General features: G+C 66.7%; 13 protein-coding genes. 10 read left to right on the forward strand and 3 right to left on the reverse strand.

Going from position 1 to position 12,251, the window contains the following annotated elements:
• Positions 1–38: 38 nt before the first annotated feature.
• On the reverse strand, positions 39–641 hold the full coding sequence (locus R9B84_RS01085; protein WP_262539590.1) for a DNA-3-methyladenine glycosylase I: 603 nt from the start codon (positions 639–641) through the stop codon (positions 39–41).
• A 142-nt stretch (positions 642–783) separates the two neighbouring features.
• Between R9B84_RS01085 and R9B84_RS01090 the strand changes: the two genes are divergently transcribed.
• Positions 784–1,665: a BadF/BadG/BcrA/BcrD ATPase family protein gene (locus R9B84_RS01090; RefSeq protein WP_423758947.1), complete on the forward strand. Its 882-nt coding sequence runs from the start codon at positions 784–786 to the stop codon at positions 1,663–1,665.
• 145 nt (positions 1,666–1,810) lie between these two features.
• Positions 1,811–2,635, forward strand: a complete 825-nt coding sequence (locus R9B84_RS01095; protein ID WP_423758948.1) for a Cof-type HAD-IIB family hydrolase — start codon at positions 1,811–1,813, stop codon at positions 2,633–2,635.
• Positions 2,636–2,765: 130 nt separating this feature from the next.
• Here the strand turns inward: R9B84_RS01095 and aqpZ are convergent, their stop codons facing one another.
• A complete protein-coding gene (aqpZ, locus tag R9B84_RS01100; protein ID WP_423758949.1) occupies positions 2,766–3,506 on the reverse strand; it encodes an aquaporin Z in 741 nt (246 codons plus the stop codon).
• Between the two features lie 300 nt (positions 3,507–3,806).
• On the opposite strand from aqpZ, the gene R9B84_RS01105 reads away from it, so the two are divergent.
• Positions 3,807–4,103: an H-NS histone family protein gene (locus R9B84_RS01105; protein WP_006489320.1), complete on the forward strand. Its 297-nt coding sequence runs from the start codon at positions 3,807–3,809 to the stop codon at positions 4,101–4,103.
• A gap of 110 nt (positions 4,104–4,213) precedes the next feature.
• Here R9B84_RS01105 and R9B84_RS01110 read toward each other — a convergent pair whose 3' ends face one another.
• On the reverse strand, positions 4,214–5,278 hold the full coding sequence (locus R9B84_RS01110; protein ID WP_096472193.1) for a glycosyltransferase family 4 protein: 1,065 nt from the start codon (positions 5,276–5,278) through the stop codon (positions 4,214–4,216).
• Between the two features lie 667 nt (positions 5,279–5,945).
• Here R9B84_RS01110 and flhD point away from each other — a divergent pair.
• The 7 genes from flhD to cheW all read left to right on the forward strand — a co-directional run bounded on the left by flhD (position 5,946) and on the right by cheW (position 12,231).
• Complete coding sequence (gene flhD / locus R9B84_RS01115) at positions 5,946–6,266, forward strand: flagellar transcriptional regulator FlhD (RefSeq protein ID WP_279613412.1); 321 nt, start codon at positions 5,946–5,948, stop codon at positions 6,264–6,266.
• A gap of 92 nt (positions 6,267–6,358) precedes the next feature.
• Positions 6,359–6,913, forward strand: a complete 555-nt coding sequence (gene flhC, locus R9B84_RS01120) for a flagellar transcriptional regulator FlhC (protein WP_047899511.1) — start codon at positions 6,359–6,361, stop codon at positions 6,911–6,913.
• Positions 6,914–7,083: 170 nt separating this feature from the next.
• Positions 7,084–7,944 carry a flagellar motor stator protein MotA gene (gene motA, locus R9B84_RS01125; protein WP_011350592.1) on the forward strand — a complete coding sequence of 287 codons (861 nt, stop codon included), beginning with the start codon at positions 7,084–7,086 and terminating at the stop codon, positions 7,942–7,944.
• A gap of 13 nt (positions 7,945–7,957) precedes the next feature.
• Positions 7,958–8,977: a flagellar motor protein MotB gene (motB, locus tag R9B84_RS01130; protein ID WP_338638821.1), complete on the forward strand. Its 1,020-nt coding sequence runs from the start codon at positions 7,958–7,960 to the stop codon at positions 8,975–8,977.
• A gap of 24 nt (positions 8,978–9,001) precedes the next feature.
• Positions 9,002–9,379, forward strand: a complete 378-nt coding sequence (locus tag R9B84_RS01135) for a response regulator (protein ID WP_423758950.1) — start codon at positions 9,002–9,004, stop codon at positions 9,377–9,379.
• Positions 9,380–9,412: 33 nt separating this feature from the next.
• Complete coding sequence (gene cheA / locus R9B84_RS01140; RefSeq protein WP_423758951.1) at positions 9,413–11,668, forward strand: chemotaxis protein CheA; 2,256 nt, start codon at positions 9,413–9,415, stop codon at positions 11,666–11,668.
• 47 nt (positions 11,669–11,715) lie between these two features.
• Entirely contained in the window at positions 11,716–12,231 is a 516-nt protein-coding gene (gene cheW / locus R9B84_RS01145; RefSeq protein WP_096472199.1) for a chemotaxis protein CheW, read from the forward strand.
• The last annotated feature ends 20 nt before the right edge of the window (positions 12,232–12,251 follow it).

The raw sequence follows: 12,251 nt of genomic DNA on the forward strand, positions 1-12,251 counted from the left end.
CGGAGCCGTTGCAGGCTCCGGGCGACGGTTGGCGCCCGTCAGCCCGCCTTGCGCCGGCGTGCCGGCTGCTTGCCGCCGAGCGCCGCACATTGCGCGTGGCACGGACAGCCGACCTCGTGATCGTTGACCATGCCGGTCGCCTGCATCAGCGCATAGCAGATCGTCGAGCCGACGAACTTGCAGCCGTACGCCTTCAGCGCCTTGCTGAGCGCGTCGGACTGCTCGGTGGACGCGGGGGCGTCGCGGTAAGACTGCCATGCGTTCTGGACCGGCGTGTTGCCGACGAACGACCACAGGAATGCGGCCAGCGACCCGTGCTCGTCGCGGATGCGCTGCACGGCGCGCGCGTTGGTCACCGCCGATTCGACCTTCGCGCGGTTGCGCACGATGCCGGGGTTCTCCAGCAGTTTCTCGATGCGCTTCGGCGTGAAGCGCGCGACGGCGTCGACGTCGAAATCGGCGAACGCTTCGCGATAGCCGGCACGCTTGTTCAGGATCGTCGACCACGACAGCCCGGCCTGCGCGCCTTCCAGGATCAGCATTTCGAACAGGTGGCGATCGTCGTGCGACGGCACGCCCCACTCGGTATCGTGATAGTGAGCGTCCGCTTCCGTCTTCACCCAGTTGCACCGCTGCGACATCGTCTGCCTCGTTTTCAGTGTCGATTCGATCGCGCCAGCATAGCGGAAGCCCTTTTCGCGGGATAGCCGGCCGAACGGCAGATGGGCGCGCGGCGCCGATCCGGTTAAGCTTGGCGCCTGTTCGAATCAGCGGGATGAAGGCATGGCGGCATTACTTTTTGCGATCGGCATCGACGGCGGCGGCACGGGCACGCGTGCGGTGCTGGCCGACCGGCACGGGCGGGAGCTCGCGCAGGGGCGCGGCGGCCCGTCGGGGCTCGGTCTCGGCATCGAGCGCGCGTGGGCGTCGATCGGCGCGGCCTGCGCGGACGCGTTCACGCAGGCCGGTTTCGCGTTCGAGTGGTCGCAGTGCGCGCTCGGCTGCGGGCTCGCGGGCGTCAACAATGCGGCGTGGCTCGCCGCGTTCCGCGCGCAGGCGCCGCTCGGCGCGCTCGCGATCGAGAGCGACGCGTATACGACGGTCGTCGGCGCGCACGGCGGCGCGCCGGGGCTCATCGTCGCGCTCGGTACCGGCAGCATCGCAGCGGCGCTCGATGCTGCCGGCGCGTGCCGGATCGCAGGCGGTTTCGGCTTTCCGTCCGGCGACGAGGCTAGCGGCGCGTGGCTCGGCGTGCGTGCGCTTGCATACGCGCAACAAGCGCTCGACGGCCGCGTGCCGCGCGACGCGTTCGCCGAAGCGCTACTCGCGGAAACGGGCGCGCAGGATCGCGATGCGCTCGTCCAGTGGTCGTGCGATGCGAACCAGACGATCTACGCGCGGCTCGCGCCGATCGTGTTCGCGCATCGCTCGCATCCGGTCGCGGGCGCGCTGATCGCGCAGGCCGGCGACGAAATCGGCAAGATGATCGATGCGCTCGATCCGCAGCACGCGCTGCCGGTCGCACTGTGCGGCGGGCTTGCCGACGCGCTGGCGCCGGCCGTGCCGGCGCGTCACGCCGCGCGGCTGCGCGCGCCGCTCGACGATTCCGCGCACGGCGCGTTGCGGCTCGCGCTGCAGGCGCTGCGGGCGGCGGAAGGAGCGTGATTGTGGCTGAACGTGTCTGAAGCGGGTTGAAGGCGCGCCGCGGCAGCGCCGAAGGCGGCGCTTGACGGGGAACCGTCCGGCGCGCAGCCGGGCACGACGTTAGAATGGCCGTTCCGCAGAGCCCTGAGCGCCATTCTTCCGTCCCATGTACAAAGTCATCGCCACCGATCTCGACGGTACCCTGCTGAACAGCGACCACCAGCTCGACCCGTACACGATCGACACCGTCCGCCGGCTCGAGCGCGACGGCCTGCAGTTCGTGATCGCCACGGGGCGCCATTACGCGGATGTCGCGGGCATTCGCGACGTGCTCGGCATCCGGCCGTACCTGATCACGTCGAACGGGGCGCGCGTGCATGCACCGGACGACACGACGATCCACGCGCAGGACATCGATCCCGCGATCGTCCGCGGCCTCGTGCAGCCGGACATCGTCGGCGCGCACGGCCGCGTGATCGTCAACCTGTTTACCGACCAGGGCTGGCTGATCGACCGCGATGCGCCGCACCTGCTCGAGTTCCACCAGGATTCGGGCTTCCGGTACGACGTGATCGACATGCCCGAGCACGACGGCGCGGATATCGCGAAGGTGCTGTATATCGGCGAGCCGGCCGATCTCGCGGTGCTCGCCGAGCAGATGCGGGTGCGGTTCGGCGATGCGCTGTACGTCACGTACTCGCTGCCCGACTGTCTCGAAGTGATGACCGCGAATGTGTCGAAGGGCCGCGCGCTGCGCACGGTGCTCGCACGGCTGGGCGTCGATACCGGCCACTGCATCGCGTTCGGCGACAACATGAACGACATCGACCTGCTCGAAACCGCCGGTCACGCGTTCATGATGAACAACGCGAACCCCGACCTGGTCGCGCGGCTGCCGCACATCCCGCGGATCGGCAACAACTTCGACGCGGGCGTCGCCCGCCACCTGCGCACGCTGTTCTCGCTCGAGGGCAACGTCGCCGCTTCCTGAGCGACCAGCCCGGATGCGCTTTCCGGGCGGCAATGAAAAACGGGCGCCAATGGCGCCCGTCGAAATTACCTGCCTCGTCTTCTTCGACAGCGTGAGGCTCGCTGCTCTGCTCGCTTGACCCCGTAGTGTTTTATTCGCTTGTGCGAGCCGATGCCGGCAGTTGGTCGACGGCGTTGTCACGCCCCGCGACCAGCGGGTAGATGATCCCTGCGAGTACCGCGCCGATGATCGGCGCGACCCAGAACAGCCACAGCTGGCCGATCGCCTCGCCGCCGACGAACAGCGCCGGGCCGGTCGAGCGCGCCGGGTTCACCGACGTGTTGGTGACCGGAATCGAGATCAGGTGAATCAGCGTCAGGCACAGGCCGATCGCGATCGGCGCGAAGCCGGCCGGCGCGCGCTTGTCGGTTGCGCCGAGGATCACGAACAGGAAGAAGCCCGTCATCACGACTTCGCAGATGAACGCCGCGCCGAGCGCGTAGTGGCCGGGCGAGCGCTCGCCGAAGCCGTTCGTCGCAAAACCGCTGCCGACCACGTCGAAGCCCGGCTTGCCGGTCGCGATCAGGTACAGCACGAACGCGCCGAGCGTTGCGCCGACAACCTGCGCGACGATGTACGGCGCGAGATCGCGTGCCGGGAACCGGCCGGCGACCGTCAGGCCGACGCTCACCGCCGGATTCAGGTGGCAACCCGAGATGTGGCCGATTGCGAATGCCATCGTCAGCACGGTCAGGCCAAAGGCGAGTGCGACACCGGCAAAGCCGATGCCGAGGCCCGGAAAGGCGGCGGCCAGCACGGCGCTTCCGCACCCGCCGAGCACCAGCCAGAACGTGCCGAATACCTCTGCAGCGAGACGCTGGGAAAGCTTCATGTAAGGACCTTGTACAAGTGCGTTGAAAACGACCGGGCGACGCAACGGATTTATTCCGTCACCCGGAATTGGTCTGGATTATAGGAAATGAATCGGGTTCGGGAGGGTCAACGATTGTTAAATTTGAATGGCTGACGAATGCCTTTTATTAGAATAAGTCCGCATTCTCGATATAGTCGAATCGGTTAAAGATGACAGCATTTATTTCGAAGGGCAGGGCGGCAGTGCGGATGACGTAACGGATGTTTGTGTCCCGGCCGGATTCGCCGGGGCCGCATCATCGAAAAGGGGAGTCGAAAAATGTCTCAATACGCGAAACTCAAGGCGCAGATCGCCGATCTGCAGGCGCAGGCGGACGACGTGCGTCGCCAGGAAGTGGCGGCGGTGATTGCCGACGTCCAGCGAATGATTGCCGAATACGGCCTGACGGCCCAGGATCTGGGCTTCGCGGAGCGAGCGCGGCGCGGCCGCCCGCCGAAGAAGGCGCCGCTGCCCCCGAAATACCGCGATCCGAAGTCCGGCGCGACCTGGAGCGGGCGTGGCAAACCGCCGAATTGGATCGTCGGGAAAAACCGCGATCGTTTCCTGATCGAATGACTGAAAGCCAAATAGAAAGAGCCGCATCGTCGATGCGGCTCTTTTGTTTTGCGGTTTGCGCGCCGATTTCGGCGCGGATTTTACGGAATATTTCGGCGCGGATTTCCGCGTCAGGCGCCCGCGACCCGGCGCAATGCCGGTTGCCTGGTCGTCGCGCAAAGCGATTCGTAGGTCTCGACATAACGCTGCGCCATCGCCTTCGAGCTGAAACGCGTATCGAAACGTTCGCGGATCGCGGTGCGCGACAGGCTGTCGATCCGGTGCAGCGCGCCGACCGCGCCCTGCACGTCCTCGACGATGAAGCCGGTCACGCCGTCCTCGATCACTTCCGGCACCGAGCCGCGGTTGAACGCGACGACCGGCGTGCCGCACGCCATCGCCTCGATCATCACGAGGCCGAACGGCTCCGGCCAGTCGATCGGGAACAGCAGCGCTTTCGCGCCGGACAGGAACGCGGGCTTCTGCGCTTCGTTGATCTCGCCGATGAATTCGACGTGCGCCTGGCCGAGCAGCGGCTCGATCACTTCCTTGAAGTAGTCGGCGTCGGCCTTGTCGACCTTCGCGGCGATCTTCAGCGGCAGTCCGCTTTGCGCGGCGATCCGGATCGCCGTGTCGACGCGCTTTTCGGGGCAGATCCGGCCGAGAAATGCGAGGTATTCGGGCTTCACGCCCGGCTGCGGCGTGAGCAGCGTGTCGGGCAGCCCGTGGTACACGGTGCCGGCCCATGCGGCCTGCGGCAGCGGCTTGCGCTGGTTGTTCGAGATCGACACGACCGGCGCGTCCGGGAACGCGTCGAACACCGGCTGCAGCTCCGGCAGGTCGAGGCGGCCGTGCAGCGTCGTCACGTATGGCGTGTCGAGGCGCGACATCAGCGGGAACGGCAGGTAGTCGAGGTGGAAGTGCAGCACGTCGAATTCGTGCGCGACGCGGGCGACCTGTTCGAGGAGCCGCATGTGGGGCGCCATCGAATCGCGGATAGACGGGTCGAGCCGCAGTGCGCGCGGCCAGGCCGCCTCGAGACGGGCCGACGTGACGGAGTCGCCGCTGGCGAACAGCGTCACGTCGTGGCCGAGTTCGACGAGCGCCTCGGTGAGGTAGGACACGACACGCTCGGTACCGCCGTAGAGTTTCGGCGGGACGGCTTCGTAAAGCGGCGCGATCTGGGCAATTCGCATGGGTGATCTCCTGTGTCGATCCGCGGGGCCGCTTTGGCGCCGATACGGATCCCGTACAAGGTTGCGGAACTCGCCGACACATGCTGTTGGCGGTACGTGGCCGGGCCCTGGGCGCGGTGCGCGGGGCGCCGGACGGCGAGCTGCGGGGCGGGCCGGCACGGCTCGCGCCGCCGCCCATTGGAGTCCATTATCGATATCGCCCCGAGGGGTTCGAGTGTTTTTTCAAACACTTAAGGCTTGTTACACGATGAAATACGCGAAAACCCCGAGAAAAAGGGTGCGGATACATAAATCGAGATAGACGCATCTATTGTTGCGCCATCGTGAAAAACCACTATAATTTTTACCGACCCGAATGCCGGCAGCCTTGCCGGCCGCCTTTTTCGCCGCATCAAGGCCGCTGCCGGGCCCATCTCAGCCGAATCCGCGCTGTCACCGCTTTCCCGATCGCTCCCTTTCAATTCGCCTTGTCGGAAAAATTCCTACACGGTTTACAGACAAATCCTGCATGGCATACGCCACTTCGCTGATACCGACATAAATGCCGTTTGGCCAAAATTCGCCCTGTAAGACTATAAACGAGCCGACTGAGCGCCCAGCGCGCCCTGATCGAGCAAACGTTGTCATAACACGAATGGCCAAAGCAACGCCTTTTAACGGGGGAATCATGAGCGCTACCAGCGAAATGCTCAGTGAGATCAAAGAGGTCAACCTGTCGTACCTCCTCCTCGCGCAGCGCCTGCTGCGGGAAGACAGGGCGATGGGCATGTTCCGCATGGGAATTTCCCAGGAACTGGCCGATGTGCTCGCGAACCTCACGCTCGCCCAGACCGTGAAGCTCGCCGCGTCGAACCAGATGCTGTGCCGCTTCCGCTTCGACGATCACGCGCTGCTGTCGTCGCTCGCCGACAAGGGCCGTAGCGATGTCGTCGCGCATGCCCACTCGGCCATCCTGATGGCCGGGCAACAGGTCGAAGGCGTCCGCTGATCCATCCCGCCTTGCGTTTGTCCCGGCGTGCCGCGCCGGCCGGCAGCGTATTGGCCATTCATCCGAATCACGTCAAGCGGACTGTTTTCACCATGGCAAGCAAAAGTGTCGTGATCGAGGTGAAGGAAATCACCCTCGCCATCGAACTGATCGAACTGGGCGCCCGGCTGCAGTTGCTGGAGGCGGAGACGAGCCTGTCGCGGGACCGTCTGATCAAGCTGTACAAGGAACTGAAGGGCGTGTCGCCGCCGAAGGGGATGCTGCCGTTCTCGACCGACTGGTTCATGACGTGGCAGCCGAACATCCACTCGTCGCTGTTCTACAACATCTACCGGTTCATGCAGGACCACGGCCGCTGCGAGCCGATCCAGTCGATCGTGAAGGCGTACCGGCTCTATCAGGAGCACGTGAACCTGTCCGGCGACGAGGCCGCGCTGAGCCTCACGCGCGCGTGGACGCTCGTGCGCTTCTTCGATTCGGGGATGCTGCAGATGACCCCGTGCACGCGCTGTGGCGGCCACTTCGTCGCGCATGCGCATGATCCGCATCAAGGTTTCGTCTGCGGCCTGTGCCAGCCGCCGTCACGTGCGGGCAAGACCCGCAAGGCCGCCGCCGCGCGCGCCGAACTGGCCGGCGCCGCGGCCTGAGGGGCGGGCCGGGCGGGGCGCGAGCGGCTGCCGCGGGCCGCGCGAACCGTCTGCCGCTTGCCGGTAAACACCGTCGGGCCGCCGCCGGGCGGCCACGAAAGTTTTCCTGCCGACTGCCGTAAACCTGTTTAACGGCGATCTTCCCGCCGGTCTTTCATGAGGGACAGGCAGTGCTGATTATCGTGGGAACACTCGTGACGCTGTTGTCCGTCTTCGGCGGTTATGCGCTGGCAGGCGGGCATCTGGGCGCATTGATCCAGCCCGTCGAGATCCTGATGATCGTGGGTGCCGGCGTCGGCGCATTCATCCTCGGCAACGGCGGCAAGACCATCAAGGCCACGCTGCGCGTGCTGCCGACGCTGTTCAAGGGCTCGAAATACACGAAGGACGTCTATATGGAGCTGATGGCGCTCCTGTACGTGCTGCTCGCGAAGGCGCGCAAGGAAGGCACGCTGACGCTCGAGGCCGACATCGACGATCCGGAAAAGAGCCCGATCTTCACGCAATACCCGAAGATCCTCGCCGATCACCACATCGTCGAATTCCTGACCGACTACCTGCGCCTGATGGTGGGCGGCAACATGAACGCGTTCGAGATCGAGAGCCTGATGGACGAGGAGATCGAGACGCACCACGCGGAAGGCGAAGGCCCCGCGCACGCGCTGATGCGCGTCGGCGACGCGATGCCGGCGTTCGGCATCGTCGCGGCCGTGATGGGCGTCGTGCACACGATGGCGTCCGCCGACAAGCCGCCCGCGGTGCTCGGCGCGATGATCGCGCAGGCGCTGGTCGGCACGTTCCTCGGGATCCTGCTGTCGTACGGGCTGATCGGGCCGCTCGCGAGCCTCGCGGAGCAGCGCGTCGCCGAGTCGACCAAGATGTTCCAGTGCATCAAGGTGACGATCCTCGCGACGCTGAACGGCTATGCGCCGGCGATTGCGGTCGAGTTCGGCCGCAAGGTGCTGTTCTCGACCGAGCGGCCGTCGTTTTCCGAGCTCGAAGAGCACGTGCGCCGCGTGAAGGCAAAGTGACGCGGAGCGACCGATGAGCAAGAGCAAGGATCGCGCGATCGTCGTCAAGCGGGTGGCCCCGGCGAAGAAGGGCCACCACGGCGGCGCATGGAAGCTCGCGTATGCGGACTTCATGACCGCGATGATGGCGTTCTTCCTGCTGATGTGGCTGCTGAGCTCGGTCACGCCGGTGCAGTTGAAGGGGATCGCCGAATACTTCAACACGCCGCTGAAGGCCGCGCTGTTCGGCAGCGGCGACCGCAGCTCGCAGGACTCCAGCATCATCAACGGCGGCGGCCGCGACCTGTCGAGCGCCGACGCCGGCACGCTGCGCCGCACCGACGGCACGACGTCGCTCGCCGAGCGCGTCGCGAAGCCGGTCGACGAGCAGGCGCAAGCGCAGGCGCAGGGCGCGGTCGAGCGGCGCGAGCAGGCGCGCCTGCACGACCTGCAGATCAAGCTGATGGCCGCGATCGAGGCCAACCCGACGCTGCGCCAGTTCAAGCAGCAGATCCGCATCGATTCGACGCTGATGGGGCTGCGCATCGAGATCGTCGATACGCAGAAGCGGCCGATGTTCGCGATGTCGAGCGACCACGTCGAGCCGTACATGCGCGACATCCTGCGCGAGATCGGCAAGACGCTGAACGACGTGCCGAACCGGATCATCGTCCAGGGCCATACCGACGCCGTGGCGTACGCGGGCGGCGAGGGCGGCTACAGCAACTGGGAACTGTCGGCCGACCGCGCGAACGCGTCGCGCCGCGAGCTGATCGCCGGCGGGATGGACGAGGCGAAAGTGCTGCGCGTGCTCGGTCTCGCGTCGACGCAGAACCTGAACAAGGCCGACCCGCTCGATCCGGAAAACCGCCGGATCAGCGTGATCGTGCTGAACCGCAAATCCGAAGAAGCGCTGATGCGCGACGACGCGACGACCACGACGCTGTCGGCCGACGCGGCGGGCTCGAAGCTGCTCGCGCAGCAGCTCGCCGGCCCGGCGCCGGCCGCGCGTCCGGTGGTTGCGAGCGCCGCCGCCGTGGCGCCGAAACCCTGACGTTTCCACGATTCCGAGACAGACATGATCCGAACCATTCTCGCCATCGACGACTCCGCGACCATGCGTGCGCTGCTGCAGGCAACGCTTGCGCAGGCCGGCTACGACGTGACGGTGGCGCCGGACGGCGAAGCCGGCTTCGAATTGGCCGCGACCGCGCCGTACGACCTGGTGCTGACCGACCAGAACATGCCGCGCAAGAGCGGGCTCGAGGTGATCGCCGCGCTGCGCAAGCTGACCGCGTATGCGGACACGCCGATCCTCGTGCTGACGACCGAAGGCAGCGATGCCTTCAAGGACGCCGCGCGCGACGCGGGCGCGACCGGCTGGATCGAGAAGCCGATCGACCCGGTCGTGCTGGTCGACCTGGTCGCGACGCTGTCCGAACCGGCTGCCTCCTGACATGAACGCGACGAATCCAACCGGTGACCGGGCATGACTCTCGACATCACGCAGTTCTACCAGACCTTTTTCGACGAAGCGGACGAGCTGCTCGCGCAGATGGAGCAGCTTCTGCTGAACCTCGACGTCGACTCGCCCGACCCCGAAGACCTGGCCGCGATCTTCCGCGCCGCGCATTCGATCAAGGGCGGCGCGGCGACGTTCGGCTTTTCCGCGCTGACCGATACGACGCACATCCTCGAATCGCTGCTCGACCGCGCGCGCAACCATGAACTGACGCTGACCAAGGACATGGTCGACGCGTTCCTCGAGACCAAGGACGTGCTGTCCGACCAGCTCGTCGACTACCGCGCGAGCGCCGAACCGGACGCGGCCGCCGCCGCGACGATCTGCGCGAAGCTCGAACGGCTGAAGGCCGAGAGCGGCGCGGGCACGCCGGCGGCCGCTGCGGCCGCACCGGCGCCTGCCGCGCCGGTCGCCGCTGCCGCCGTGCCGGTTGCCCCGGCCGCGGAACCCGCCGCCAGCGGCGATCGCGCGCCCGATCACGTGGTCGAGCAGGCCGTCGCGGCCGCGCATCCGGCGGCCGACGCAGGCGTTGGCGGCCCGCACCTGAAGATCACGCTCGCGGGCGTCGACGCGAAGGACCGGGAGCTGCTGACCGAAGAACTCGGCAACCTCGGCCGGATCGTCGGTCGCGAGGAAGCGGGCGACGACCTGACGCTGTGGCTCGAATCGGACGTGCCGTCCGACGACATCGTCGCCGTGTGCTGCTTCGTGATCGACGAAAGCCAGATCCGCGTCGCGCACGGCACGGCGCCGGCCGCGCCGGCTGCCGCGCAGGACGCTGCTGCACCGGCGGCCGAACCGGCCGCCGCCGCGCAACCCGCGCGGGTCGAGGTATTCACGCCGCAGGCCGCCGCGCCGCAACCGGCCGCACCGGCTCCCGCAGCCGTCGAACCGGTCGCCGCCGCAGCAACCCAGCCGCAGCAGCAACCCCAGCAGCCGCAAGCCGAACACGCGGCACCGGCCGCCGCGCATCACGACGACAAGCGTGCGCGCCCGGCCGCCGCGGCCGCATCGGGCGCGGAAGGCAGCTCGATCCGCGTCGGCGTCGAGAAGGTCGACCAGCTGATCAACCTCGTCGGCGAGCTTGTGATCACGCAGGCGATGCTCGCGGAAACCGCGAGCGCGTTCGACCCGGCGCTGCACGATCGCCTGTTCAACGGGATGGCGCAGCTCGAGCGCAACGCGCGCGACCTGCAGGAAGCCGTGATGTCGATCCGCATGATGCCGATGGACTACGTGTTCAGCCGCTTCCCGCGGCTCGTGCGCGACCTCGCCGGCAAGCTCGGCAAGCAGGTCGAGCTCGTCACGTTCGGCCAGGCGACCGAGCTCGACAAGAGCCTGATCGAGCGGATCATCGACCCGCTCACGCACCTCGTGCGCAACAGTCTCGACCACGGGATCGAAACCGTCGACAAACGCGTCGCGGCCGGCAAGGACGGGGTCGGCCAGCTCGTGCTGTCGGCCGCGCATCACGGCGGCAACATCGTGATCGAGGTCAGCGACGACGGCGCGGGCCTGAACCGCGAGCGGATCCTCGCGAAGGCCGCGAAACAGGGCATGCCGGTGTCCGACAACATCAGCGACGACGAAGTCTGGCAGCTGATCTTCGCGCCGGGCTTCTCGACCGCCGAGACGGTGACCGACGTGTCGGGCCGCGGCGTCGGGATGGACGTCGTGAAGCGCAACATCCAGTCGATGGGCGGCCACGTCGAGATCACGTCGCAGGCCGGCCGCGGCACGACCACGCGGATCGTGCTGCCGCTCACGCTCGCGATCCTCGACGGGATGTCGGTGAAGGTCGGCAACGAGATCTTCATCCTGCCGCTGAACTTCGTGATGGAGTCGCTGCAGCCGTCGAACGACGACATCTACACGGTCGGCAACGGCGAGCGCGTGGTGCGCGTGCGCGGCGAATACCTGCCGCTGGTCGCGCTGCACGAGGTGTTCTCGGTCGACGACGCGCGCACCGACCCGACGCAGGGGATCGTCACGATCATGGAAACCGAGGGACGCCGCTTCGCGATGCTGATCGACGAACTGGTCGGCCAGCAGCAGGTGGTCGTGAAGAACCTCGAAACCAACTACCGCAAGGTGCATGGCATCTCGGCGGCGACCATCCTCGGCGACGGCAGCGTCGCGCTGATCGTCGACGTCGCGGCACTGAACCGAGAAACCCGTGCGATGCACGGCGCCCGTGCCGGCGCCGAGCTCGCGATGTTCTGACTCTCGCCATCAACCGATTGGGGGCAAACGTGTCTGCTGAAGTCCAAATGATCAATACGGCCGCGGCGAACGCGGCGACGAGCCGCCGCGACGCGGCGCAAGGCGACGCGACGGGCCAGGAATTCCTCGTGTTCACGCTCGGCGACGAGGAATACGGGATCGACATCCTGAAGGTGCAGGAGATCCGCGGTTACGACAGCGTCACGCGTATCGCGAACGCGCCGGAGTTCATCAAGGGCGTGATCAACCTGCGCGGGATCATCGTGCCGATCGTCGACATGCGGATCAAGTTCCATCTCGGCCGCGTCGAGTACGACCACCAGACCGTCGTGATCATCCTGAACGTCGCGCACCGCGTGGTCGGGATGGTGGTCGACGGCGTGTCGGACGTGCTGACGCTGCAGACCGACCAGATCATGCCGGCGCCGGAATTCGGCGCGACGCTGACGACCGAGTACCTGACGGGCCTCGGCACGGTCGACGGCCGGATGCTGATCCTGATGGACATCGAGAAGCTGATGTCGAGCCGTGAAATGGCGCTGATCGAAACACTCGGCGGGTAAGCGCGCCGCGCGCGCAGGAA

This window comes from Burkholderia sp. NLJ2, from assembly GCF_049487195.1.
GTDB classification, from domain to species: domain Bacteria; phylum Pseudomonadota; class Gammaproteobacteria; order Burkholderiales; family Burkholderiaceae; genus Burkholderia; species Burkholderia pyrrocinia.